Raw genomic sequence first — 22956 nt, forward strand, 5'->3', positions numbered from 1 at the left:
TGGTGCAAGGGTGGTGCGAAAGTCAACCGCGGATCCGTGAACCGATCCGCGGGGCCCGTCCGATGAGGAGACGTGAGCGAGATGAGAAGCGACGGCGAGCTGCTGCGCGCCGTCACGGCCGACGGCGACCGGCGCGCCTTCGAGGAGCTGTACCGGCGGTACGCGCCGTGGCTGACCGCGCGCATGCGCACCCGGTGCGCCGACGCGGCCCTCGTCGACGACGTCGTGCAGGAGACCTTCCTCGCGGTGTGGCGCGGCACCGCACGCTGGCGTGAGGACGCGGCGGGCGCGGACGCAGCCGGCTGGCTGTGGCGCATCGCCTCACGCCGGCTGGTCGACGCGCTGCGCGGGGCCGGGGCGCGGGGGCGGCTGCGGCAGGCGCTGGCGCGGCTGCGCCATCGGGACGAGGTGTCGGCGGAGGAGCGCGTGCTCGCGGGGGTCGAGCACGGGGACCTCGCCGGCGCCCTGGTGCGGCTGTCGCCGGAGCTGCGCGCGGTGCTCCAGGCGACCGTGGTCGACGGGCTGACCACCCGTGAGGCCGCGGTCCTGCTCGGCATCCCGCCGGGCACGGTCAAGACGCGGGCCCTGCGCGCCCGCAGGCAACTTCGGGAGGCGCTGGCATGACGTACGAGGACAGGCGCTGGCACGTGCCGGAGGACGACCTGCGGGCCTACGCGCGCGGCGGTCTCGAGGCGCCCGCGCTGTGGTCGGCCGACACCCATCTCACGGCGTGCGCCCACTGCCGTGACGTCCTGGCGGGCCTCGACGACCCCGTCGCCCTGGACGCCGGCTGGGAGCGGCTGGACGCCGAGCTCGACGCGCCCCGGCCCGGACTGCTGGAGTCGCTGCTGCTGCGGCTCGGCGTCCGCGACCACACGGCCCGGCTGCTCGCGGCCACCCCGGCGCTGCGCCGCTCCTGGCTGGGCGCGGTGGCCGCCGTGCTGCTGCTCACCGTGGCCGTCACCGTCGGCCGCACCGAGGGCGGCCGGCTCACCTTCTTCCTCGCGCTCGCCCCGCTGCTGCCGCTCGCGGGGGTGGCGCTGTCGTACGGGCCGCGGATGGACCCGACGTACGAGATGGCCGTGGTCGCGCCGATGCACGGGTTCCGGCTGCTGATGATCCGCACGGTCGCCGTGCTGACCGCCGGGCTCGGCCTGAACGGCCTGGCCACGCTCGCCCTGCCCGGGTACGGGCTGCTCGCCCTGAGCTGGCTGCTGCCGGCGCTCGCCCTCACCGCCACGGCGCTCGCGCTGTCGGCCCGGCTCGGGCCCGTCCTGGCGCCCGCGCTGACCGGCGGCGGCTGGGTCGCGCTGCTGGTCACGGCGGACGCGGTCCGCTCCGGCGGACAGGAGACGCTCGCCCCGTTCACCGCGGCCGGACAGGGCGTGTCGGCGGCCGTCGCCGTGCTCGCCGCCGGCCTGCTGGTCCTGCTCCGGGACCGCTTCGACCTGAGCCGGGACCCCGCGGTCTGACCGCGCCCGGCATCCCACCCGCCGGGGCGCACCACCGCCCCGGCCCCCATCACCTGCCACGGGAGTTCCCCATGTCCCCCACCGTCTCGGCCTCCGGGCTGAGCCTCCACTACGGCGCGACCCGCGCCCTGGACGAGGTGTCGCTGCGGCTGTCCCCCGGCGTCACCGGGCTGCTCGGCCCGAACGGCGCGGGCAAGACCACGCTGCTGCGGGTCCTCGCCACCGCCGTGCCGGCCGACCGGGGCACGTTCACCGTGCTCGGCCACGACCCCTCCACCGCGCGCGGCCGCCAGGAGGTGCGCCGCCGGCTCGGCTACCTGCCGCAGACGCCCGGCTTCCACCCGGACTTCACCGCCTTCGAGTTCGTCGACTACGTGGCGATCCTCAAGGAGCTGACCGACCGCGGCGCCCGCCACCGCGAGGCGCGGCGGGTGCTCGACGAGGTCGGCCTGGGCGAGGTGCGCGGCAAGCGGATCCGCAAGCTGTCCGGCGGCATGCGGCAGCGGGTGGCGCTGGCGGCGGCGCTGGTCGGCGACCCGGCGTTCCTCGTCCTCGACGAGCCGACCGTCGGACTCGACCCCGAACAGCGCATGCGGTTCCGCGAGTTGATCGCCACCGCGGGCGAGGGGCGGACCGTGCTGCTGTCCACCCACCAGACCGAGGACGTGGCGATGCTCTGCCACCGGGTCGTCGTCCTGGCGGGCGGCGCCGTCCGCTTCGACGGCACCCCCGCCGAGCTGACCGCACGGGCCTCGGGACGCGTGTGGAGCAGCGAGGGCCGCGACCCCGGAGCCCTGGCCGGCTGGCGCACCGGACTCGGCACCTTCCGCAACGTGGGCGACCCGCCCCCCGGCGCCGACCTCCTCGAACCCACCCTCGAGGACGGCTACCTGCTCACCCTGGACGGCGCGGCCGCGGAGGTGACCGCATGACCACGGCCACCACCACGGCGCCGGCCCCGGCCCCCGTGACGACGCCGCCCGGCGCCTCCTGGGCGGCCGTGTCCGCCCTCGCCCGCTTCGAGACGCGGATGCTCCTCACCCGCGTGCCGGTGGTCGTCGCCCTCGCGGTGTACATCGCCTGGACCGTGTGGCGCACCCGCGTCTCCTTCGACGGCTTCCCCGCGCTGCAGGACGCCGACCGCGCCACCCAGGACGGGCCGCTGCTCGTCGGCCTCGCGGTGCTGCTGAGCGCCAACCACGCCGTGCTGCGTTCCCGTCGCCACGACACCGAACGGCACCTCGACGTGCTGGTGCTGCCCCGGTGGGGGCGCACGGTCGCGCACCTGCTGTCCGTCGCGGCGGCGGCCCTCATGACCGCGGTGTGCGTGGGCGGGCAGTTCGCCTGGGAGGCTCTCAAGCCGGGCGCGGTCGGACACGGCTCGCCGGCCGAACTCCTCGTCGGCCCGCTGTCCGTGCTGCTCCTCGGCGGGTTCGGGGTGCTGCTGGCCCGCCTGGTCACCGCACCCTTCGCGGCGCCGCTGCTGATCGTCCTGCTGCTCTTCCTCGCCACCTTCCTCGGCTTCTCCGCCGGTGGCTGGACACGGTGGCTGATGCCGTCCGTCGGCACGTACAGCGTCGTCACCCTGCCCTCCGACCTGATCGGCCGCCCCGCCGCGTGGCACGCCCTCTACCTGGGCGGACTCGCGCTGGCCCTCATGTCGGCGGCGGTGCTGCTGTCCGGCGGCGCCCGGCTGAGGACCGCGCAGGCCGCGGTCGCCGGTGCGGTGACGCTGACCCTGATCGGCGCGGTGGGCCAGTCCCGGGGCGTGCCGGAGACCGTCACCGAGGCGCGGGTACGGGCGTCGGTCACCCCGGAGAAGCTCCACACCTGCGTCGAACGGGACGCCACGACGTACTGCGCCTTCCCCGAGTGGCAGCCGCGCACCGGTGACTGGGCCCGCGCCGTCGGCGACGTCCGCGCCCTGGCCGGCGGCGACGCGCAGGACCGTCCGCTGGTCGTACGGCAGCGGGTCGAGGCGCGCTACGGCCTGGACGCGGACGCGACCCTCACCCCGCTCACCCGCCCCGGCGAGGTGACGGTCGGGACGGCCTGGGGCGGCAACCGGGTGCCCGAGTTCGCGGTCGCGGTGGCCGGTGTGCTGGTCGCCGGCTCGGAGGCCGCGGCGGGCGGGCTGTGCGACGGCCGGATGGTCACCGTGATGTGGCTGGCCCTCGCCGACCGGCCCGACCCGGTGGCGGACCTGCGCCGGGTGCGGCTCGACGACAGCGACACCGGCTCGTCGATCGTCGTCTCGCAGACGGAGCCGTTGCAGATGACCTCCGCCCAGACGGAGCTGCTGCGCGAACTGCTGGAACTGCCCCGCGACAAGGCCGCCGCGAAGGTGAAGGCCGGCTGGGCCGAGCTGACCGCCCCGAAGGTGACGACGGACCGCGTGGCGCAGGTGCTGGGCCTGGAGAAGCCGGAAGGGGAGAACGAGTGCCTGTGACCGGAACCCGGCCGGCCGGGGACACCCCGGTGCGCGAGGCCCGGCGGGGCGTCCTGCTCCAGCTGGTCCGCCCGGTCGCCCGCACGGTTCCCTGGTGGGCGGTCGCGGCGGGCGGCGGGCTGGGGCTGCTGGCGGCCGCGGTGCCCCGGCTGTCCGGCGGCGAGGCCACCCCGTGGGCCGGGGTGAACGCCCTGCGGGCCGCAGCCCTGTGCTTCGCGCTGGGCGCCGCGTTCCTGCTGGACGACCCGGCGCGGCAGACCACCGCCGCCGTGCCCGTCCGCCGTGCCCTGCGGCACGCGCTGCGGTGCGCGCTCGTGCTGCCGCTTGCCGCCGCGTGGTGGACGGCGGCCGTGCTGCTGGTGCCGCAGGAGGCGCGCCCCCCGGCCGGGGACGTCACCCTGGAGGCGGCGGCGGCCCTCGCGCTCGCCCTGGCCGGCGCGGCCTTCGCGGTGCGCCGCCGGGGCGCCGACCGGCCGGGTCAGGCCGTCTCCGCCTCCTTGCTGGTCGCCGCCGTCCTGGCCCCGCTGCTGAGCCCGTCCGACTGGGCGCTGTTCACCGAGCCGGACGACCCGCACTGGGCGGACGCCCACGGCCGCTGGACGCTGCTGCTGTGCGGGGCGCTCCTGGCGGTCGCGGTGTCCTGCGTGGAACCGGTCCGCCGATTCCAGCCCGTCCGGCGTTCGAGGACGAGGCCCGCCAGGGCCGGCAAGGGGGGCTGGGGCGCAGCCCCGGGGACGGGACGGGAAGATGCGGCGGGGGCGGAAACCCCACGCCCGTGAAGTCGGCGGCGTTCAGGCCCGGAGTGATCGACGAAGTGCCGGCCCCGGCCGGCCCCTCAGGTCTCCGTCCGGTACATCAGGTCCGTCTCGTGGGTGACGAAGCCCAGCCGCTCGTAGACCGACACCGCCGCCTTGTTGTCGGCGTCGACGTACAGCATGGCGGTGGGCAGGCCCTGGTCCGCCAGGTGGCGCAGGCCGATCGTGGTCAGCGCCTTGCCGAGCCCGCCGCCCTGCGCGCCGGGGGCGACCCCCAGGACGTACACCTCGCCGAGGCCCTCGTCGGCGTGCACCTTCGTCCAGTGGAAGCCGACCAGCCGTCCGTCGCGCTCGGCGAGGAAGAAGCCCGCGGGGTCGAACCACGGCTCGGCCTTACGGTCGTCGAGGTCCCGCTGGGTGAGGGAGCCCTGCTCGGGGTGGTGGGCGAACGCGGCGGCGTTCAGCGCGAGCCACGCCGCGTCGTCCCGGCCGGGCTCGAAGGTGCGGACGGTGACGCCCTCCGGCAGCACCGGGTCCGGCAGGTCCAGGTTCGCCAGCGGCCGCCGCATCTGCCGCAGTTCGCGGAACAGCGTCAGTCCGAGCACCTGCGCCAGGTGCCGGGCGGTGGAGTGCCCGCCGTGCGCCCAGACCCGCAGCCGCTTGCCCGACGCGGCGAGCAGCGCCGTGCCGAGCGCCCGCCCGTGCCCCTGCCCCCGGTACGAGGGGTGGACCACCAGCTCCGCGGCGGGCGGCTCGACCGGGTCGGCGCCCTCCAACTGGGCGTATCCGACGAGTTCCTCACCCACGCTCAGCAGCAAGTGCGAGACGCCCTCCCGCTCCCCGCCGCGCAGTTGCAGCCGGCCCTGCTCGGACACGGCCTGCCGGCCGTCGGCGCGCGCCGCCTCGTCGAGCAGCGTGAGGACCGCGTCGACCTGCGCCTGGTCGAGCGCGGTGCACGTCTGGAGCGAACGGGGGCGGCCGGGCCGGGGGAACGCGTCGCTGGTCATGCGTACGAGGGTAAAGGGACGGCGCGGTGAGGGGGCGGCGGCGGGGCGGACACGGCCCGCGGCGGGGGCGGGGCGGCCGCGCGGCGGCGGTGCGGCGAAAAGATAAACCAGGCTGTAACCCGGAAGCCCCTGTCGCGCTACGCGCGTTGACTCTAGGCTGCGCCGGTACCCACTCGCACCGACAGGGGGGCGTATGCCAGCCACATCCCCGGCGCACCCGCGCCGCAGACGCCGTACGAACCGTCTCCTCGTGACCGCCGCCGGCGCCCTCACCGTCGGCGCCCTGGCCGCCGCGGCCCTCCCCGGGTCGGCGAGCGCGGGCGAGCAGCACGGCAAGGGCCACGACCACCGGCCGAGCCGCTACCAGGACGTGCAGCTGCTGTCCTTCAACGACCTGCACGGCAACCTGGAGCCGCCCACCGGTTCCTCCGGCCGGGTCACCGAACTCCAGCCGGACGGCACGACGAAGACCATCGACGCGGGCGGCGCCGAGTACCTGGCGACGCATCTGCGCCAGGCCCGCGAGGGCAACGCGTACTCCATCACCGCGGCCGGCGGCGACATGGTCGGCGCCTCCCCGCTGATCTCGGGCCTGTTCCACGACGAGCCCACCATCGAGGCGCTGAACAAGCTCGAACTGGACGTCACCTCCGTCGGCAACCACGAGTTCGACGAGGGCGCCAAGGAGCTGTCCCGCCTGCAGAACGGCGGCTGCCACCCGACGGACGGCTGCTACACCGACAAGACGTTCCAGGGCGCCGACTTCCCGTACCTGGCGGCCAACGTCCTGGACGAGAAGACCGGGAAGCCGCTCCTCAAGCCGTACTGGGTGTGGCAGAAGAAGGACGTCAAGGTCGGCTTCATCGGCGTGACCCTCGAGGGCACCCCGAACATCGTGTCCGCCGAAGGCGTCAAGGGTCTCGTCTTCAAGGACGAGGTCGAGACGATCAACAGGTACGCCAAGGAGCTGCGCCGCAAGGGCGTGAAGTCCATCGTGGCGCTGATCCACGAGGGTGGCTTCCCGGCCTCGCAGAGCTACAACTACGACTGCGACGCCCCGGGCGCCGGCGACGGCATCTCCGGCCCCATCGCGGACATCGCCAAGAACGTCTCGCCCGAGGTGGACGCGCTGGTCACCGGCCACACCCACAACGCCTACGTCTGCACCGTCCCCGACCCGGCGGGCAACCCCCGCACGGTCACCTCCGCCGCGTCCTTCGGCCGGCTCTACACCGACACCACGCTGACCTACGACCGCAGGACCGGCGACATCGCCCGTACGGCCGTGAAGTCCGCGAACCACGTGGTGTCCAGGGACGTCCCCAAGGCGCCCGACATGACCCGCCTGATCGACAAGTGGAACACCCTCGCCGCCCCGATCGGCAACCGCCCGATCGGCCACATCTCCGGCGACATCGTCAAGGACGGCACCGAGTCCCCGCTGGGCGACCTGATCGCCGACGCCCAGCTGGAGTACGCCCGCACGCTGGACCCGGAGACCGACCTCGCCCTGATGAACCCGGGCGGCATCCGCGCCTCCCTCACCTACGCGGCGAGCGGCGCCGAGGGCGACGGCGTGGTGACCTTCGCGGAGGCGTTCACGGTCCAGCCGTTCGCCAACACGGTGAACCTGCAGACCTTCACCGGCGAGCAGCTGATCAAGGCGCTCAAGGAGCAGGTCAGCGGCTCCAACGAGGCGGCCCCGAAGATTCTCCAGGTGTCCGAAGGACTGACCTACACGCTGGACCTGACGAAGTCCGGCGCCGACCGGGTCGTCACGGACTCCATCCGTCTGAACGGTGAGGCGATCGACCCGTCGGCGAGCTACCGCGTCGCGACGAACAGCTTCCTCGCGGGCGGCGGCGACGGCTTCACCACGCTGGGCCAGGGCGCCGACGACCTGGTCGGCGACGACGACCTGAAGGCGCTGGAGCAGTACCTGACCGCCAACTCCTCGGCCGGCTCCCCGCTGGCCCCGCCGGCGGCGGACCGCATCACGATCGTGAAGTAACCCGCACGACCACGAGAGAGGGCCGGTGCCGTGCACCGGCCCTCTTCCGTGTCTCAGCCCCCGACGTCCCACACGACCGCCTGCGCGACGATCACGCGCTCGCCGTCGAAGGTCACGGCCGGTCCCTCGTGCAGCCGGTAACCCCGTTCCAGCGCCTCGCTGACCCGCCGGCAGAAGGCGGAGTCGTCCGGGCCGGTCAGTACGCGGTAGACGGGCAGTCCGTCGGGTGGATTCGCCATGCGTCCCAGCGTGTCACGGGGCGCCGGGGACCTCCGGCGGAGGGGTCGGGGCGCCCGGGAGGCGGATGGTGGCGGTGGTGCCGCCGCCCTCGGCCGGGGTGAGGGCGACCGTGCCGCCCGCCTGCTGCACCGTGCGCGCCACGATGGACAGTCCGAGGCCGGATCCGGGCAGGGCGCGGGCGCCGGGGGAGCGCCAGAACCGGTCGAAGACGTGCGGGAGTTCGTCGGCCGCGATGCCGGGACCGTGATCCCGGACGGTGAGCACGCCGTCGGCGAGCCGCACCTCGACCGTGCCGCCCGGCGGGCTGAACTTCACCGCGTTGTCCAGCACGTTGACCACCGCCCGCTCCAGCGCCGCCGGTTCGGCCCGCACGTACCAGGGGCGCAGGTCGGCGGTGACGGTCAGCTCAGGGCCGCGCAGCCGGGCCCGGCGCAGGGCCGCCTCCACCACGTCCTGCCAGGCGACGATCTCCACGCGGTCCGTCTGATGCCCCGGGTCGGGACGGGAGAGCTCCTGGAGGTCGCCGATCAGCGCGGCCAGCTCCGTCATCTGCGCCTTCACCGAGTCGAGGAGCGCCTTGCGGTCGGCCGGCGGCAGGGGCCGTCCGGTGTCCTCGCTGCGGGTCAGCAGCTCGATGTTGGTGCGCAGCGAGGTGAGCGGGGTGCGCAGTTCGTGCCCGGCGTCCGCGATGAGCTGCTGCTGGAGGTCACGGGAGCTGGCGAGCGCGGACGTCATGGAGTTGAAGGAGCGCGACAGCCGTGCGATCTCGTCGTCCGACTCCTCCTCCACCGGGATGCGGACGCCCAGGTCCTCGGTGCGGGCCACGTGCTCCACGGCCTCGGTGAGCTTGTCGACCGGGCGCAGTCCGGTGCGGGCCACGGCGAGACCCGCGGCGGCCGAGCCGAGCACCCCGATCCCGGACACCAGCAGCAGGATGAGTGCCAGGTCGTTCAGCGTGGACCGGGTGCCCATCAGCGGGACCGCCACGATGACGGCCGCGTGGGTGCTGGTCAGCGTGGACGGGTCGTTGATGACGAGGGGCAGGGTCAGCACCCGGACGTCGTCGCCGTCCTGGTCGGTGCCGTCGCGGAAGATGCCGCTGGACCCGGTGCCCGCGTTCTCGATCACCGTGCGGTCCGACGCGGTGACCTCGACGCTCCCGACGGAGCTGGGGAACAGGCAGACCGTGCCGTCCTCCTTGACCACCTGCGAGTACGTGTACTGGAAACCGCCCGCGCCCTCGTCCCGGGGCGTCTGCGTGCAGTCGGTGAGGGCGCTGCGGATCTCGTCCACCCGCTGCGGCCCCTGCAGCACGGTCGCCTTCTTCAGATCCTCGTCGACCTGCTCGTACAGCTTGCCCTGCACGATGAACCAGCAGGTCACCGAGACCGCGGCCACCGCGAACGCCACCGCCGCGGCGACCAGCAGCGACAGCCGCGCCCGGATCGGCAGGGCGCGGAAACGGCGCACCGGTCCGGTCACTCCGCGCCGCCCTGCCGCAGCACGTACCCCACCCCCCGCACCGTGTGCACCAGGCGCGGCTCGCCGCCCGCCTCGGTCTTGCGGCGCAGGTACATGACGTACACGTCCAGCGAGTTGGACGACGGTTCGAAGTCGAAGCCCCAGACCGCCTTGAGGATCTGCTCACGGGTGAGCACCTGGCGCGGGTGCGCCATGAACATCTCCAGCAGCGTGAACTCCGTACGGGTCAGCTCCACCGGGCGTCCGGCGCGGGTCACCTCCCGCGTGGCCAGGTTCATGGTCAGGTCGGCGAAGGTGAGGACGTCGTCGGTCCCGGCGGACGCGGCCACCGCCGCCGCGTACGAGCTGCGCCGCAGCAGTGCCCGGATCCGGGCGAACAGCTCGTCCAGCTCGAACGGCTTCACCAGGTAGTCGTCCGCCCCCGCGTCCAGGCCCGTCACCCGGTCGCCCACGGTGTCCCGGGCCGTCAGCATCAGGATCGGGGTGGTGTCGCCGGTGGCGCGGATACGGCGGGCGGCGGTCAGCCCGTCCATCCGGGGCATCTGGATGTCGAGCACGAGGAGGTCGGGGTGGCGGGCCGCCGTCTTCTCCAGGGCGTCCACGCCGTCGACGGCCTCCTCGGTGTCGTATCCCTCGAAGGCCAGGCTGCGCCGGAGTGCTTCGCGCACCGCCGGCTCGTCGTCGACGATCAGGATGCGCTGCGGGGCACGGTCGCCGTCTGCGGGGCTCATCGGGTGGCGGGTCCTTCGTCTGCGCGCCGCGCGGCGGGCGCGGCGGGGGAGGGGACGGGCTGTCGGATCTTCAGCGTCGCACGTTTCCCGGGGTGCGCGTCAGCTGCCCGCACCGGCCCGCAGATCCGGCAGGTCCGCCTTGACCGTGTTCACCGGGATGGCGAAGCCGAGGCCCACGCTGCCCGCCGTGGACGACTCCGCGCCGCTCGGCGCGTACATCGCGGAGTTGATGCCGATGATGTTGCCGTTCATGTCGATCAGCGCGCCGCCGGAGTTGCCCGGGTTCAGCGAGGCGTCGGTCTGGATCGCCTTGTACGTGGTCGTGGAGCCGCCGGTTTCGCCGTTGAACTCCTGACCGCCGAACTCGAACGGCCAGCCGCCGCCACGCTGCCACTGCTGCTGCCCCTGGTCCTCGTCCGTGGACACGGTGACGTCCCGGTCGAGAGCGGAGACGATGCCGCTGGTCACCGTGCCGGTGAGGCCCTCGGGCGAGCCGATCGCGACGACCTGGTCGCCGACCTGCACGCCGTCGGAGTCGCCGAGGGTCGCGGCCTTCAGACCGGAGGCGTCCTCCAGCTTGATCAGCGCCAGGTCCTTGCTGCTGTCGGTGCCGACGACGCGGGCGCTGTAGCTCTTGCCGTCGTGCGTGCGCACCTGGATCTGCGAGGCGCCGGCCACCACGTGGTTGTTGGTGACGACCTCGCCGTCCTCGGTGACGATCACCCCGGACCCGGTGGCCGAACCGGACGACGAGGCCGCCTTGATCTCCACGATGCTCGGGCTGACCGACTTGGCGACCCCGGCGACCGTGCCCTTCAGCGACGCCGGCACCACGTCGGTCTCGGCGGCGGAGGACGCGGTGACGCCCGTGGAGGATCCGCCGGTCAGCTCCTGCACCCCGTAGGCGGTGGTCCCGCCGACGGCGGCGGCGACGATCGCCACGGCGACGAGCAGCTTGGCGGGCCCGCGGCTGCGCTTGTGTGCCGGACCGGTGGGCTCGGGCTCGGGCTCGGGCCCGGAAGCCGGGGGAGCGTAGGCCGGCGGGGGCGGCCACTCGGGGTTCACCTGGTGCGGACCGTACTCGGGGAAGCCACTCGGGCGGGAGTTCTCGCTCATACAGGTGAGCGTCCCGCCCGACGATGAGAGCTTCCTGAGGGATGGCTGAGAAGCCCGGCAGAAGTGCGTATGCCCGATATAAAGACGCCGCCGTTGCGGGCAGTCGTGCCGCTGGGGCGGCACCGGTGGGCGCAACGGCGTCCCGCATGGCGCGGGAGGGCAGGGGCAGGCCTCAGGCTACGCGCAGCCGCAGGACTGGCGAAGGACCAGGCGGGACGGGAACACCTTCAGCCGCTCCCGGCGGGAGCCGGTGACGCGGAGGCCGTCGTCCAGGACCAGGTCGACCGCCGCGCGGGCCATCGCCGGCCGGTCCGACGCGACCGTGGTCAGCGGCGGGTCGGCGAGCGCCGCCTCCTTGATGTCGTCGAACCCGACGACCGCCAGCTCGCCCGGCACGTCGATGCGCAGCTCACGCGCGGCGCGCAGCACACCGATGGCCTGGTCGTCCGTGGAGCAGAAGATCGCGGGCGGCCGCCGCGGCCCCGACAGGATGTCCAGCGCGACCCGGTAGGCGTCGTAGCGGTTGTACGGGGCCTCGAAGAGGCGCCCCTCCGTGGGTATCCCGGCCTCGTCCATCGCGCGCCGCCAGCCCTCGACGTGGTCGGAGACGGGGTCGCCGACGGCGGGGGTCTCCGCCGTACCGCCGACACAGGCGACGTACTCGTAGCCGTGCTCCAGCAGATGGCGCACGGCCAGCTGCGCGCCGCCGAGGTCGTCGGTGACGACGGCGACGTCGTCGATCGCCTCCGGCCGCTCGTGCAGCAGCACCACCCGGGCGTCCCACGCGTCGATCTCCGCCGCCGCCAGGTCGTTCAGCGCATGGCTGACCAGGATCAGACCGGAGACCCGCATGCCGAGGAAGGCGCGCAGATAGTGGACCTCGCGCTCGCCGATGTAGTCGGAGTTCCCGACCAGCACCATCTTCCCGCGCTCGGACGCGGCCTGTTCGACCGCGTGCGCCATCTCGCCGAAGAACGGCTGGCGGGCGTCCGGCACGATCAGGCCTATGAGATCCGTGCGCCGGGACGCCATCGCCTGGGCGACGCGGTCGGGCCGGTACCCCAGCTCCTTGATCGCTGCGAGCACCCGCTCGCGCGTGGCCGGGGCGACCGGCCGGGGTCCGTTGTTGATGACATAGCTGACGACCGCGGTCGACGTCCCCGCCAGTCGCGCCACGTCATCCCTGGTTACCTTGGCCACGCGCGGAGTCTACGCGGATATATCCCCTCCGGGCAGGGCGTGCCGGAGGTGGTGAACAGGGGAAAAGCGGCTCGTCTGCGCGAACGCGCCGCTCATGCGTGCGGCTCTCAGGCCTTCGCCCGCACACCGTCGGTGTCCTGCGCGGCCGGCTCGTCCGCTTCCGCCGCCTTTTGCCGGGCGCCCTTCGCCTTCGCCTCCTCGGCCGCGCGCTCCACCTTCTCCGGCGTAACGAATCGATAACCGACGTTCCGGACGGTGCCGATCAGCGACTCGTGCTCCGGGCCGAGCTTGGCGCGCAGACGGCGCACGTGCACGTCGACCGTGCGGGTGCCGCCGAAGTAGTCGTAACCCCAGACCTCCTGCAGCAGCTGCGCGCGGGTGAACACCCGGCCGGGGTGCTGCGCGAGGTACTTGAGCAGCTCGAACTCCTTGAAGGTCAGGTCCAGGACCCGGCCCTTCAGCTTCGCGGAGTACGTCGCCTCGTCGACGGAGAGGTCGCCGTTGCGGATCTCCATCGGGGAGTCGTCGTTGACGATCTGCTGGCGGCCCATCGCCAGCCGCAGCCGCGCCTCGACCTCGGCCGGGCCGGCCGTGTCCAGCAGTACGTCGTCGATGCCCCAGTCCGCGGTGACCGCGGCGAGGCCGCCCTCGGTCACGACCAGGACAAGGGGGCAGCCGGGGCCCGTGGAGCGCAGCAGCTGGCACAGGCTGCGGACCTGCGGCAGATCGCGGCGGCCGTCGATGAGGATCACGTCGGCGCCGGGGGTGTCCACCAGCGCCGGGCCCTCCGCGGGCGCCACCCGGACGTTGTGCAGGAGCAGACCGAGGGCGGGGAGCACCTCCGTCGACGGCTGGAGCGCGTTGGTCAGGAGCAGCAGGGAACTCATCGGGTCGCCTCACCTGCTCGGATCGTGGCCGCCCGGAACGGGGCCGTCCTGCGTTCGTGCACGGTTCGCTCGCCCATAACGTCTGGTTCCTCCTCGGTCCCTGCGAGGACGTTTACGGCATTGCTGCGTGCGTTCGACGGCCCGTACATCGGGCGGTTTCCCGCCTTCGTATACAACGCTTCCGAAAGCACAAAAGGACCCGGGGGCTTCGCTGCCCGAGTCCTCTTCGCAGCAGAATAGCCGACATGGGCACCGATGCGGCAGGTCATGTGGCGCGATCCACCGTTCGTCCATATTCCGAGACGCTGAATGTGACACGGGACGGCGCGGCAATGCGGACGTTCCTGCGCACGGCGGACGGTGTGGCGATCGATTCCGTATACGAGCCGGGATGTGTTGTGTACGACCCGGGGAAGGCCGTATACGAACGCGCGGACGAGGGATCGCCGAACGGTTCCGGGAAGGGGATTCCCGACGTTTCCCGAAGGCTCGTTCTCGTGATCGCGCACGGTTTCACCGGGGACGCCGACCGCCCCCACGTGCGGCGCGTCGCCCAGGTGTTCGCGCGGTACGGCGCCGTCGTCACCTTCTCCTTCCGCGGGCACGGGCGGTCCGGCGGACGCTCCACCGTGGGCGACCGTGAAGTGCTCGACCTCGCCGCGGCGGTCGCGTGGGCGCGGGAGCTGGGGCACACGCGGGTCGTCACCGTGGGGTTCTCCATGGGCGGTTCGGTGGTGCTGCGGCACGCGGCGCTCGACGCCGGTGGCGTCGACGCCGTCGTCTCCGTGAGCGCGCCGGCGCGCTGGTTCTACCGGGGGACCGCGCCCATGCGGCGGCTGCACTGGCTGGTGACGCGGCCCTCCGGGCGACTGGTCGGGCGGTACGGGCTGCGCACCCGCATCCACCACCGGCAGTGGGACCCCGTGCCGCTGTCCCCCGTCGAGGCCGTGCCCCGCATCGCGCCGACACCGCTGCTGGTCGTGCACGGCGACCAGGACGCCTACTTCCCGCTCGACCATCCGCGGATGCTGGCGGACGCCGCCGGGGAGCACGGGGAGCTGTGGGTCGAGCACGGCATGGGGCACGCCGAGAACGCGGCGCCCGAACCGCTGTTGAGGAGGATCGGGGACTGGGCGGCCGCCCGGGCGGGCTAGCCTGACCGTGTTCACCGTCAACCGATCGAGGAACCAGCAGATGGCAGAGGTCACGGTGCGGTACTGGGCCGCCGCCAAGGCCGCCGCGGGGGTGGCCGAGGAGCCGTACGAGGCGGGCACGCTCGCCGACGCGCTCGCCGCCGTGCGCGAACGGCATCCCGGCGAGCTGGCGCGCGTGCTGCTGAGGTGCTCGTTCCTCGTCGACGGCGACCCCGTGGGCAAGCGCGCGCATGAGACGGTACGGCTGGCCGACGGCGGCACGGTCGAGGTGCTTCCGCCGTTCGCAGGAGGGTGAGAATGACGAACCAGCCGTACGGCGGGGGTTATGGCTACGGGGCGCAGGAGCCGCCGCGTACGCCTTATCAGCAGCCGCAGTCCCAGCCGCAGGCGTGGCCGGGGCAGGGGTACGACGATCCGTACGCGGATCAGCAGCACACGCAGCAGTGGCAGGGGCAGACGTGGGAGACGCAGATGCAGCCGCCGGTGGCGGCGGCTGAGGAGACGTCGTATCTGCCGCCGCAGGGGGTGGCTCCTGTTGCTCCTGTGCGGGTTCCCGAGCCGGCTCCCGTGGCCGCCGGGGAACCGGAGCCCGAGTACGGACCCGCCACCCTCGCCGGGAACGCCCGGATCACCGACGCGCAGCGCGCCCGGGCCGAGGGGCGGTCGCCGGTCATCGAGCCCGGGATGCAGCCCGCGGTGCTGACGGCGGTGCTGGGCCTGCTGCTGGCGGGCGGCGCCGCGCTGGGTACGTACGCGCTGCTCGTGCCGCTGGTGGTGCTGCAGGGCGTGACCGCGGCGGGGTGGTTCCGGCTCAACGGGATGTGGCCGGCGCGGCAGGGCATCGCGCTCGGGTTCCTGGGGGCGCTGGTCGCGGACGCGGCGATGCTGCTCTCGGACCGGTCGCCCGGGGTGATCCTCGGGACGCTGGGCGTGTGGGTGCTGCTGTCGCTGGTGCTGCAGCTGCGGTCGCACGCGGATCCCGACGAGCGGATGTACGGCCTGATGGCGACGGTGGTCGCGGCGGCGCTGGCGATCGCGGCGGGCGGCTACCTCGCGGCGGACTCGGACGCCGTGGTTGTCGGGGCGGTCGCGGTGGCGGCGGCGACGGTCGTGCGGGCGCTGCCGGTGGCGACGGCGGCATCGGTGGTGATCGCGCTGGCGGCGGGTGCCGGTGCGGGGTACGCCGTCGGCGGGATGACGTCGGACGGGGCGTTGCTGGGGGCCGGGGCGGCGGTCTGCGCGCTGATCGGCCACAGGGCGGCCTCCTACGACTACCCGTCCCGCTTCGTCCACTTCACGGCGGGCGTCGCTCTGCCGCTGGCGGCGGCGGGTCCGGTCGTGTACACGCTGGGACGGATGTTCGGCTGAGGTCCGAGGCCTGCGGCGCATCGTTTCGTCCGGTGGGGGTTGCTGTAGCGCCCACGGTGGGGTTGTGGTGCGGGGCCGGGGTGGGGGCGGGCGTCCTCGGTCCGGCGCGAGAGTGCCGGCTGGAGAGGTGCGGGGCGTGGACGCGCCGGCCGCTGCGGGCGCCCGCCCCCACCCCGTCCCCTCCCCGCCGTACACGGCTACGCCGACACCGGTGGCGGGGACGCCCCGGCAACTGCGGGCAGTCGTGCCGCTGGGGGGTACCTCCCGCTCGAGCGAAGCCGGCCGGCACCGAGCGCCTGTCACAGGTGATCCACAATCCCCGGCTCCCCCACCACCCCCGCACTACGCTCGCGTGAGGGCGGCCGCCGGTCGTCGGGTACGGGCACACGTCAGGTGGGGGACTCCGCATGCGCGCACTGCGAATACTGCTCGTCGTCGCCGTGGTACTCGGCGGCATCTTCGTGATCGTCGACCGCGTCGCCGTCCACTTCGCCGAGGGTGAGGCCGCCGACCGCGTCCGCGCCTCCGAGGGGCTGGCCTCCACCCCCGACGTGGACATCCGGGGCTTCCCCTTCCTCACCCAGGTGCTCGGCGGCTCGTTCGACGAGGTGCGGGTCGGCATCTCGGACTACGAGGCCGGCGCCGGCGAGGGCGGCAGGACGATCCGCATCGCCGACCTCCGGGCGGATCTGCGCGGCGTCGAGTTCTCCGGCGACTTCGGCTCCGCCGTCGCCGACAGCGCCACCGGCACGGCGACCGTCGCCTACGACGAGCTGCTGAGGAACGCCAAGGCCGAGCCCACGCAGGTGGCGCCCGGCATCACCGCCGAGGTGGTGGCGCTGTCCGACGGGGGCAACGGGAAGATCAAGGTCGCGCTGGAGACCACCGTGCTCGGCACGAAGCTGCCCGAGCCGGTGACCGTGCTCAGCTCGGTGACCGTCGTCGACGGGAACACCGTGCGGGTGCGGGCGGACGCGCTGCCGGTGCTGGGCGGGGTGGAGATCGCCGAGTCGCGGGTGCGGCGGATCACCGACTTCGAGCAGAAGATCGACGGACTGCCCGGCGGGATCAGCCTGGAGAAGGTCCGGGCGGCCGCGGACGGTGTGGACGTGACGGTGACGGGGAAGGACGTACGCCTGGCCGGGTAGGCGAGTGTGTGTCCGGTGGGCGAGACGGTCGCGTCCGCTGGACAGATGGGACGGCGGCAGGAGTGGGGGCGCGAGCGCTCGGGCGAGCGGTTTTCCTGGTCGCCGTATCGGTGGTTGGACGATCTCGTCTCAGTATGCGACACGCCGGTGACAGGGCCCCTCGTCCGTCCCTACGATCGTCCTCATGCAGTGTCAGACGAGCGTCCTCCGTCCGAGGGGACAGGCGGATCTCACGAAGCGGCGGGCAGTGGACCTGTGCCGTGTCGCCGCCATGCTCTGTCGCACTTTCTGAGCGGACGCGTCCTCCGTCCGCATCCCCGTTCCCTGACCAGGGGACCCGTGCGCCGCCCCGGCCCGGGCGCCGCGCACCCCCGTATCCGCACGCCCCCGCAACTGCCCCGGAGGAGAACAGCATGGCTCGCAGCGACGTCCTGGTCGACGCCGATTGGCTCCAGGAGCACCTGGACGACCCGACCATCGCGATCGTCGAGGTGGACGAGGACACGTCCGCCTACGACAAGAACCACATCAAGAACGCCATCCGGATCGACTGGACCCAGGACCTGCAGGACCCGGTCCGCCGTGACTTCGTCGACCAGGCCGGCTTCGAGAAGCTCCTGTCCGACAAGGGCATCGCCAACGACCACACGGTGGTCCTGTACGGCGGCAACAACAACTGGTTCGCCTCGTACGCGTACTGGTACTTCAAGCTCTACGGCCACGAGAACGTGAAGCTCCTCGACGGCGGCCGCAAGAAGTGGGAGCTCGACGCCCGCGAGCTGGTCCCCGGCGACGAGGTGCCGGAGCGCCCGAAGACGGACTACAAGGCCAAGCCGCAGGACACGTCCATCCGCGCCTTCCGCGACGACGTCGTGAAGGCCATCGGCGCGCAGAACCTGGTCGACGTGCGGTCGCCCGACGAGTTCTCCGGCAAGCTGCTCGCCCCGGCCCACCTGCCGCAGGAGCAGTCGCAGCGCCCCGGCCACGTGCCGAGCGCGAAGAACATCCCGTGGTCGAAGAACGCCAACGACGACGGCACCTTCAAGTCGGACGAGGAGCTCAAGGAGCTCTACACCGAGGAGAACGTCGACCTCGCCAAGGACACCATCGCCTACTGCCGCATCGGTGAGCGCTCCGCGCTGACCTGGTTCGTGCTCCACGAGCTGCTCGGCGTGGAGAACGTCAAGAACTACGACGGTTCCTGGACCGAGTACGGCTCTCTCGTCGGCGTGCCGATCGAGCTCGGCCCCGGCAAGTGATCCCTCCCCGACCGACCTCTCAGGAGTAAGACATGTGCGGTGCGAAGGCCGGCGGCCCGGACGCCTCGACGATCAAGCCCGGTGAGACCACCATCCAGGGTCAGGTGACCCGTGACGGCGAGCCGGTGACGGGATACGTCCGTCTCCTCGACTCGACCGGCGAGTTCACCGCGGAGGTCCCCACCTCCGCGACCGGACAGTTCCGCTTCTACGCGGCGGAAGGCACCTGGACCGTCCGCGCCCTGGTGCCCGGCGGCACCGCCGACCGCACGGTCGTCGCCCAGCAGGGCGGCCTGGCCGAGGTCGCGATCGCGGTCTGAGCAGGGCCCGTACGAGGGGCCGCGTCCGTCCGGACGCGGCCCTTCGGCATGTCCGGACCTACGCTGGAGACATGTACGCGCGCAGGCGTCATGTCTACTTCGCCATGATGGGCGGCTGCATCGGGCTGTTCGTCCTGGCGTGGGGCGTCGTACGCCTCTGGTCGGTGCCCGCCGCCGTCGCGATGTGCCTGGTCGCCATGGTGATCCCGCCGGTCGCCGCGATCGTCGCCAACCGGCGCGGCCCCGACGACCGCTGGTGGGACGACCCTTCCGGCGACCCGCAGTCCGACGAGTGGTGGGACGAGCTGGACGGCAGGAAGGGCCCCCGGTAGGCCCGTCAGTACACGAGGGCCTGCGCGCCGTCCGCCATGGCCTCCTGCACGAAGACCTGCGCGCCCGCGATCCGCACGCCCTCGATCACGTCCTTCTCCGTGATGTCCCGGCGTGCGGCGCACTGCGTGCACAGCGTGACCTTGCCGGCCGCCAGCACCGAGTCCAGCAGGTCCGGCAGCGGAGCGGCGTGCGGCAGCTCGAACTCGGCGGCCCTCCCGGGCAGCGCGAACCACGCCGACTCCCCGGTGAGCCACAGCGACACCTCGACCCCACTGGCCGCCGCCACCGCGGCCACCGTGAACGCCTGGGAACAGCGCTCGGGTGCGTCGGCACCGGCGGTCACCTTGATCACGAGCTTCTTCGCCATGACCGAATCGTAGTCATGATCGCCGCAACTCCGGTCCCCGGCCGTCGTCGGCGTGCAGCACGCGCGGGGTGCGGCACCTCCCACGACGGGCGCCGCGCCCGGCCGCGTAAGCTGGGGGCCGGCCCTGTGCACACCCTCGCACCCCCGCTCAAGGAGCGCCCCGTGATCATCTTCTTCGAAATCCTGCTGGTCCTCGTCGCCGTCGGCGTTCTCGCCTTCGCCGGGCTGACCGTGAAGAAGCTGTTCCAGGGCCAGCGCTGATCACCGACGCCAGGAAGTACCTCTCATGATCGAGATCCCGTCCGACCTGCACAAGGACCTCGTCCCGCTCGCGTTCCTGCTCGGCAACTGGGCAGGTGCGGGTGTGCACGACTTCCCCGGTGCCGAGAAGTGCAACTTCGGCCAGGAGGTCACCTTCACCCACGACGGGCGGGACTTCCTGGAGTACACCTCGCGCACGTGGGTGCTCGACGGTGACGGCAACAAGGTCCGCCCGCTGGAGTCGGAGCACGGCTACTGGCGCATCGACGCCGACCGCAAGATCGAGGTGACCATGGTCCGCGACGACGGCGTCGTCGAGATCTGGTACGGCGAGATGGCCGAGAAGAAGCCGCAGATCGACCTGGTCACGGACGCCGTCGCGCGCACCGCCGCCTCGGGTCCGTACACCGGCGGCAAGCGGCTGTACGGCTACGTCAAGAGCGACCTGATGTGGGTCGGCGAGAAGCAGACCCCCGAGGTCGAGCTGCGCCCCTACATGTCGGCGCACCTGAAGAAGGTCGTCACGCCGGAGGAGGTCGAGCGCTGGGCCAAGGCCCTGCCCGACGACATGCCGGACGACGGCATCGCGTTCTTCAAGTAGGCCCTCCGGCCCCGGGGCGCTCCGGGGGCCAGGCCCTAGACTCGTGGGTGTGGTGAGCACCGACTGGAAGAGCGACCTCAGGCAGCGCGGCTACCGGCTGACGCCCCAGCGCCAGCTCGTGCTCGAAGCCGTCGACACCCTGGAGCACGCGACCCCCGACGACATCCTCGTGGAAGTGAGGAAGACGGCGTCGGGGGTCAACATCTCCACCGTGTACCGCACGCTGGAGCTCCTCGAGGAGCTGGGCCTGGTCAGCCACGCCCACCTCGGGCACGGCGCGCCGACCTACCACCTCGCCGACCGCCACCACCACCTGCATCTGGTCTGCCGCGACTGCACCAAGGTGATCGAGGCGGACGTGGAGGTGGCCGCCGAGTTCACGGAGAAGCTGAGGGACACCTTCGGCTTCGACACCGACATGAAGCACTTCGCGATCTTCGGCCGGTGCCAGGACTGTTCCCTGAAGACTTCAACTACCGAGTCGTAGGCTAGGCGTATGAAAAGCCCCCTGCTGACCCTGCCCGGCGCCGTCCCCGCCGAGGGCGTGGACGAAGGCGTGGCCGCCCACTACGGCGACCTGTTCCGTGAGCAGCGCGCCCTCGCCGACGGCACCGGCTTCGTCGACCTGTCCCACCGCGGGGTCGTCACCGTCTCCGGCCCCGAGCGGCTCGGCTGGCTCCACCTGCTGCTCACCCAGCACGTCCAGGAGCTGCCCCCGCACCAGGCCACCGAGGCGCTGATCCTGTCCGCCAACGGCCACATCGAGCACGCGCTCTACCTGGTCGACGACGGGGAGACGACCTGGGCGCACGTCGAGCCCGGCACCCAGGAGGCACTGGTCGCGTACCTGGAGTCGATGAAGTTCTTCTACCGGGTCGAGGTCGCCGACCGCACCGAGGACATCGCGGTGCTGCACCTGCCCGCCGGGTCCATCGCCGAGGCGCCCGAGGGCGTGGCGGTGCGCGAGACGCCGTACGGCAGGGACCTCTTCCTGCCCCGCGGCGAGCTGGAGGAGTTCGCGCGGAAGGCGGGCCCCGCCGCCGGTCTTCTCGCCTACGAGGCGCTGCGTGTCGAGCAGCACCGTCCCCGGCTCGGCTTCGAGACCGACCACCGCACCATCCCGCACGAGCTGGGCTGGATCGGCTCCGCCGTGCATCTGCAGAAGGGCTGCTACCGGGGCCAGGAGACCGTCGCCCGCGTCCAGAACCTGGGCAAGCCGCCGCGCCGGCTGGTCTTCCTGCACCTGGACGGCAGCGAGGTGCATCTGCCCGTGCCGGGCACCGAGCTGCGCCTCGCGGACGACGGCCCGGACGGCCGGAAGATCGGCTTCATCACGACCTCCGTACGCCACCACGAGCTGGGCCCGGTCGCCCTCGCCCTGGTGAAGCGGAACGTCCCCGTCGACGCCAGGCTGCTCGCCGGGGACACGGCCGCCGCGCAGGAGACCGTCGTCGAGCCCTGAGTTCCCGAGCCGTACGCCCGGTGCGGCTCACATCTCCAGCAGCACGGTGAACGGGCCGTCGTTCGTCAGCGACACCCGCATCTGCGCGCCGAACCGGCCCGTCGCCACCGTCGCGCCCAGCGCGCGCAGCTGCGCCACCACCTCGTCGACCAGCGGCTCGGCGAGGTCGCCGGGGGCGGCCGCGTTCCAGGTGGGGCGGCGGCCCTTGCGGGCGTCCCCGTAGAGGGTGAACTGGCTGATCACCAGGAGCGGGGCGCCGACGTCGCTGCAGGATCTCTCGTCCTTCAGCATCCGGATCGACCACAGCTTGCGGGCGAGCTGCGCCGCCTTCTCCTTGGTGTCCTCGTGGGTGACGCCGACCAGGACGCACAGGCCCTCGCCCTCGATCTCCCCCACGGTCTCGCCGTCCACGACGACGCTCGCGCCGTCCACCCTCTGCACCACTGCACGCATACGCCCATGATGCCGGTCCGCGAACAGACGCCCGACGGCGGCCCGCGATCCACCCCGGTCGGGCTATTTTTACTCCTTAGCGCCCATCTGGGGCGGATCGGGGCCACTCGCTCACATTGCGGCCGCCAGGGGTGGCACGATGCTGGCACATACCGGTCGAGGGGACGGTTGAGGCACATGAGCACATCGGGGATCGGACAGTCGTCCGCGGCTGTCGCGTTGGCCCAGGAGTTGACCCAAGGGGGCGCCGGGGAGCGGGAGTTCCGCCGGCCGCCCGTGCAGCGCACGGACAGCCCCGCGCTGCCCGGGGACGGGGCGGAGGACGAACTGACCGGGCTGAGCCTGGCCGAGCTGCGGACGATGCGGCGGGACGCGCAGCGGGACGAGGCCGACCTCAGCTACGTACGGAGGCTGCTGCAGGGGCGGATCGACATCCTGCGCGCGGAGCTGGCCCGGCGTGACCTGCCGGGAGGGGCGCCGGCGGCCGTCGCGCCGGGGGAGGCCTCCGTCGTGGAGCGGCTGCCGGAGATCCTGCGGGACACCCCCGCGCGTCACCGGTCCTCCGCGCGTCATCTGACGCTGGGCACACCGCGGAGCGAGGAGTACCGCCGGCTGGCCTCCGAGATGCTCGCCGAGGTGGAGCTCTCCGACCTGGGCGCGCGCACGGACGGCGAGCTGCACACGGCGATGGGCCGGCTGGTGGGGCACGAGCAGCGGGTGTCGCGCCGGCGGCAGCGGCTGCAGCGCACCGCCGACGCGTGCGGGGCGGAGATCACCCGGCGCTACCGGGAGGGGGAGGCACAGGTCGACGACCTGCTGATGTGACGCGAGGGCGAGCGAAACCACGTCGACACCCGCCCGGGGGCCGACCTAACGTGAG

Annotated in this window: 27 protein-coding genes; 18 read left to right on the forward strand and 9 right to left on the reverse strand. The window is 72.9% G+C overall.

Features of this window, described 5'->3' with window-relative positions; translation table 11 throughout:
• Positions 1–72: 72 nt before the first annotated feature.
• The 5 genes from ELQ39_RS17220 (at position 73) to ELQ39_RS17240 (ending at position 4700) form a co-directional block, all read left to right on the forward strand.
• Positions 73–624, forward strand: coding sequence for an RNA polymerase sigma factor (locus tag ELQ39_RS17220; protein ID WP_121718686.1), 552 nt, complete (start codon positions 73–75; stop codon positions 622–624).
• Complete coding sequence (locus ELQ39_RS17225) at positions 621–1472, forward strand: zf-HC2 domain-containing protein (RefSeq protein WP_242592590.1); 852 nt, start codon at positions 621–623, stop codon at positions 1470–1472. Before ELQ39_RS17220 ends, ELQ39_RS17225 begins: the two co-directional genes overlap by 4 nt.
• A 71-nt stretch (positions 1473–1543) precedes the next feature.
• Entirely contained in the window at positions 1544–2404 is an 861-nt protein-coding gene (locus ELQ39_RS17230; protein ID WP_190003065.1) for an ABC transporter ATP-binding protein, read from the forward strand.
• Positions 2401–3921 (forward strand): ABC transporter permease, encoded by a 1521-nt coding sequence (locus tag ELQ39_RS17235; protein WP_242592592.1) that lies wholly within the window; start codon positions 2401–2403, stop codon positions 3919–3921. The genes ELQ39_RS17230 and ELQ39_RS17235 overlap by 4 nt, the downstream gene beginning before the upstream one ends.
• Entirely contained in the window at positions 3918–4700 is a 783-nt protein-coding gene (locus ELQ39_RS17240) for an ABC transporter (RefSeq protein WP_242592594.1), read from the forward strand. Before ELQ39_RS17235 ends, ELQ39_RS17240 begins: the two co-directional genes overlap by 4 nt.
• 56 nt (positions 4701–4756) lie before the next feature.
• On the opposite strand, the gene mshD is transcribed toward ELQ39_RS17240, so the two are convergent.
• Entirely contained in the window at positions 4757–5683 is a 927-nt protein-coding gene (gene mshD, locus ELQ39_RS17245) for a mycothiol synthase (protein WP_242592596.1), read from the reverse strand.
• Positions 5684–5876: 193 nt separating this feature from the next.
• Between mshD and ELQ39_RS17250 the strand changes: the two genes are divergently transcribed.
• Positions 5877–7694, forward strand: coding sequence for a bifunctional metallophosphatase/5'-nucleotidase (locus ELQ39_RS17250; protein ID WP_242592599.1), 1818 nt, complete (start codon positions 5877–5879; stop codon positions 7692–7694).
• 53 nt (positions 7695–7747) lie between these two features.
• Here ELQ39_RS17250 and ELQ39_RS17255 read toward each other — a convergent pair whose 3' ends face one another.
• The 6 genes from ELQ39_RS17255 to ELQ39_RS17280 form a co-directional block, all read right to left on the reverse strand.
• Complete coding sequence (locus ELQ39_RS17255; protein ID WP_242592601.1) at positions 7748–7933, reverse strand: DUF1737 domain-containing protein; 186 nt, start codon at positions 7931–7933, stop codon at positions 7748–7750.
• Positions 7934–7946: 13 nt separating this feature from the next.
• A complete protein-coding gene (locus tag ELQ39_RS17260) occupies positions 7947–9416 on the reverse strand; it encodes a HAMP domain-containing sensor histidine kinase (RefSeq protein WP_242592602.1) in 1470 nt (489 codons plus the stop codon).
• A complete protein-coding gene (locus tag ELQ39_RS17265; protein WP_190003059.1) occupies positions 9413–10147 on the reverse strand; it encodes a response regulator transcription factor in 735 nt (244 codons plus the stop codon). The genes ELQ39_RS17260 and ELQ39_RS17265 overlap by 4 nt, the downstream gene beginning before the upstream one ends.
• A 99-nt stretch (positions 10148–10246) precedes the next feature.
• A complete protein-coding gene (locus ELQ39_RS17270) occupies positions 10247–11263 on the reverse strand; it encodes a S1C family serine protease (protein ID WP_242592604.1) in 1017 nt (338 codons plus the stop codon).
• A gap of 177 nt (positions 11264–11440) precedes the next feature.
• Entirely contained in the window at positions 11441–12463 is a 1023-nt protein-coding gene (locus ELQ39_RS17275) for a substrate-binding domain-containing protein (RefSeq protein WP_190003057.1), read from the reverse strand.
• Positions 12464–12570: 107 nt separating this feature from the next.
• Positions 12571–13350, reverse strand: a complete 780-nt coding sequence (locus ELQ39_RS17280) for a winged helix-turn-helix transcriptional regulator (RefSeq protein ID WP_190003056.1) — start codon at positions 13348–13350, stop codon at positions 12571–12573.
• A 245-nt stretch (positions 13351–13595) separates the two neighbouring features.
• Here ELQ39_RS17280 and ELQ39_RS17285 point away from each other — a divergent pair, with 245 nt between their 5' ends.
• The 8 genes from ELQ39_RS17285 (at position 13596) to ELQ39_RS17315 (ending at position 18931) form a co-directional block, all read left to right on the forward strand.
• Complete coding sequence (locus ELQ39_RS17285; RefSeq protein WP_242592606.1) at positions 13596–14504, forward strand: alpha/beta hydrolase; 909 nt, start codon at positions 13596–13598, stop codon at positions 14502–14504.
• A gap of 40 nt (positions 14505–14544) precedes the next feature.
• Entirely contained in the window at positions 14545–14799 is a 255-nt protein-coding gene (locus ELQ39_RS17290; RefSeq protein ID WP_242592608.1) for a MoaD/ThiS family protein, read from the forward strand.
• A gap of 2 nt (positions 14800–14801) precedes the next feature.
• Entirely contained in the window at positions 14802–15872 is a 1071-nt protein-coding gene (locus ELQ39_RS17295) for a hypothetical protein (RefSeq protein ID WP_242592610.1), read from the forward strand.
• Between the two features lie 407 nt (positions 15873–16279).
• Positions 16280–17020, forward strand: coding sequence for an LmeA family phospholipid-binding protein (locus ELQ39_RS17300; protein WP_225627122.1), 741 nt, complete (start codon positions 16280–16282; stop codon positions 17018–17020).
• Positions 17021–17204: 184 nt separating this feature from the next.
• On the forward strand, positions 17205–17312 hold the full coding sequence (locus ELQ39_RS32710; RefSeq protein ID WP_350328463.1) for a putative leader peptide: 108 nt from the start codon (positions 17205–17207) through the stop codon (positions 17310–17312).
• Positions 17313–17433: 121 nt separating this feature from the next.
• On the forward strand, positions 17434–18279 hold the full coding sequence (locus tag ELQ39_RS17305; RefSeq protein ID WP_190003052.1) for a sulfurtransferase: 846 nt from the start codon (positions 17434–17436) through the stop codon (positions 18277–18279).
• Positions 18280–18311: 32 nt separating this feature from the next.
• Positions 18312–18599, forward strand: coding sequence for a DUF1416 domain-containing protein (locus ELQ39_RS17310; protein WP_004986406.1), 288 nt, complete (start codon positions 18312–18314; stop codon positions 18597–18599).
• Between the two features lie 71 nt (positions 18600–18670).
• On the forward strand, positions 18671–18931 hold the full coding sequence (locus tag ELQ39_RS17315; protein WP_033277836.1) for a DUF3099 domain-containing protein: 261 nt from the start codon (positions 18671–18673) through the stop codon (positions 18929–18931).
• Positions 18932–18936: 5 nt separating this feature from the next.
• Here ELQ39_RS17315 and ELQ39_RS17320 read toward each other — a convergent pair whose 3' ends face one another.
• Complete coding sequence (locus tag ELQ39_RS17320) at positions 18937–19299, reverse strand: DsrE family protein (RefSeq protein ID WP_190003051.1); 363 nt, start codon at positions 19297–19299, stop codon at positions 18937–18939.
• Between the two features lie 286 nt (positions 19300–19585).
• Here ELQ39_RS17320 and ELQ39_RS17325 point away from each other — a divergent pair, with 286 nt between their 5' ends.
• Genes ELQ39_RS17325 through ygfZ form a run of 3 tightly spaced genes read left to right on the forward strand, consistent with a single transcriptional unit; the run spans position 19586 to position 21623 of the window.
• On the forward strand, positions 19586–20161 hold the full coding sequence (locus ELQ39_RS17325; RefSeq protein ID WP_190003050.1) for an FABP family protein: 576 nt from the start codon (positions 19586–19588) through the stop codon (positions 20159–20161).
• Between the two features lie 49 nt (positions 20162–20210).
• Entirely contained in the window at positions 20211–20648 is a 438-nt protein-coding gene (locus ELQ39_RS17330) for a Fur family transcriptional regulator (protein ID WP_019524010.1), read from the forward strand.
• Between the two features lie 9 nt (positions 20649–20657).
• Positions 20658–21623 carry a CAF17-like 4Fe-4S cluster assembly/insertion protein YgfZ gene (ygfZ, locus tag ELQ39_RS17335; RefSeq protein ID WP_242592613.1) on the forward strand — a complete coding sequence of 322 codons (966 nt, stop codon included), beginning with the start codon at positions 20658–20660 and terminating at the stop codon, positions 21621–21623.
• A gap of 27 nt (positions 21624–21650) precedes the next feature.
• On the opposite strand, the gene dtd is transcribed toward ygfZ, so the two are convergent.
• Positions 21651–22076 carry a D-aminoacyl-tRNA deacylase gene (gene dtd / locus ELQ39_RS17340; RefSeq protein ID WP_093547299.1) on the reverse strand — a complete coding sequence of 142 codons (426 nt, stop codon included), beginning with the start codon at positions 22074–22076 and terminating at the stop codon, positions 21651–21653.
• A 177-nt stretch (positions 22077–22253) separates the two neighbouring features.
• On the opposite strand from dtd, the gene ELQ39_RS17345 reads away from it, so the two are divergent.
• A complete protein-coding gene (locus tag ELQ39_RS17345) occupies positions 22254–22901 on the forward strand; it encodes an RsiG family protein (protein WP_242592615.1) in 648 nt (215 codons plus the stop codon).
• The last annotated feature ends 55 nt before the right edge of the window (positions 22902–22956 follow it).

Source organism: Streptomyces sp. GB4-14, assembly GCF_022696125.1.
GTDB classification, from domain to species: domain Bacteria; phylum Actinomycetota; class Actinomycetes; order Streptomycetales; family Streptomycetaceae; genus Streptomyces; species Streptomyces werraensis.

Excerpts from the sequence above, each read along its gene's own strand:
- ELQ39_RS17225 (WP_242592590.1), top strand. The coding sequence starts at position 621 with ATGACGTACGAGGACAGGCGCTGGCACGTGCCGGAGGACGACCTGCGG.
- ELQ39_RS17230 (WP_190003065.1), top strand. The coding sequence starts at position 1,544 with ATGTCCCCCACCGTCTCGGCCTCCGGGCTGAGCCTCCACTACGGCGCG.
- ELQ39_RS17235 (WP_242592592.1), top strand. The coding sequence starts at position 2,401 with ATGACCACGGCCACCACCACGGCGCCGGCCCCGGCCCCCGTGACGACG.
- mshD (WP_242592596.1), bottom strand. The coding sequence starts at position 5,683 with ATGACCAGCGACGCGTTCCCCCGGCCCGGCCGCCCCCGTTCGCTCCAG.
- ELQ39_RS17250 (WP_242592599.1), top strand. The coding sequence starts at position 5,877 with ATGCCAGCCACATCCCCGGCGCACCCGCGCCGCAGACGCCGTACGAAC.
- ELQ39_RS17255 (WP_242592601.1), bottom strand. The coding sequence starts at position 7,933 with ATGGCGAATCCACCCGACGGACTGCCCGTCTACCGCGTACTGACCGGC.
- ELQ39_RS17265 (WP_190003059.1), bottom strand. The coding sequence starts at position 10,147 with ATGAGCCCCGCAGACGGCGACCGTGCCCCGCAGCGCATCCTGATCGTC.
- ELQ39_RS17270 (WP_242592604.1), bottom strand. The coding sequence starts at position 11,263 with ATGAGCGAGAACTCCCGCCCGAGTGGCTTCCCCGAGTACGGTCCGCAC.
- ELQ39_RS17280 (WP_190003056.1), bottom strand. The coding sequence starts at position 13,350 with ATGAGTTCCCTGCTGCTCCTGACCAACGCGCTCCAGCCGTCGACGGAG.
- ELQ39_RS17285 (WP_242592606.1), top strand. The coding sequence starts at position 13,596 with ATGGGCACCGATGCGGCAGGTCATGTGGCGCGATCCACCGTTCGTCCA.
- ELQ39_RS17290 (WP_242592608.1), top strand. The coding sequence starts at position 14,545 with ATGGCAGAGGTCACGGTGCGGTACTGGGCCGCCGCCAAGGCCGCCGCG.
- ELQ39_RS17295 (WP_242592610.1), top strand. The coding sequence starts at position 14,802 with ATGACGAACCAGCCGTACGGCGGGGGTTATGGCTACGGGGCGCAGGAG.
- ELQ39_RS17300 (WP_225627122.1), top strand. The coding sequence starts at position 16,280 with ATGCGCGCACTGCGAATACTGCTCGTCGTCGCCGTGGTACTCGGCGGC.
- ELQ39_RS32710 (WP_350328463.1), top strand. The coding sequence starts at position 17,205 with ATGCAGTGTCAGACGAGCGTCCTCCGTCCGAGGGGACAGGCGGATCTC.
- ELQ39_RS17305 (WP_190003052.1), top strand. The coding sequence starts at position 17,434 with ATGGCTCGCAGCGACGTCCTGGTCGACGCCGATTGGCTCCAGGAGCAC.
- ELQ39_RS17310 (WP_004986406.1), top strand. The coding sequence starts at position 18,312 with ATGTGCGGTGCGAAGGCCGGCGGCCCGGACGCCTCGACGATCAAGCCC.
- ELQ39_RS17315 (WP_033277836.1), top strand. The coding sequence starts at position 18,671 with ATGTACGCGCGCAGGCGTCATGTCTACTTCGCCATGATGGGCGGCTGC.
- ELQ39_RS17320 (WP_190003051.1), bottom strand. The coding sequence starts at position 19,299 with ATGGCGAAGAAGCTCGTGATCAAGGTGACCGCCGGTGCCGACGCACCC.
- ELQ39_RS17325 (WP_190003050.1), top strand. The coding sequence starts at position 19,586 with ATGATCGAGATCCCGTCCGACCTGCACAAGGACCTCGTCCCGCTCGCG.
- ygfZ (WP_242592613.1), top strand. The coding sequence starts at position 20,658 with ATGAAAAGCCCCCTGCTGACCCTGCCCGGCGCCGTCCCCGCCGAGGGC.
- dtd (WP_093547299.1), bottom strand. The coding sequence starts at position 22,076 with ATGCGTGCAGTGGTGCAGAGGGTGGACGGCGCGAGCGTCGTCGTGGAC.
- ELQ39_RS17345 (WP_242592615.1), top strand. The coding sequence starts at position 22,254 with ATGAGCACATCGGGGATCGGACAGTCGTCCGCGGCTGTCGCGTTGGCC.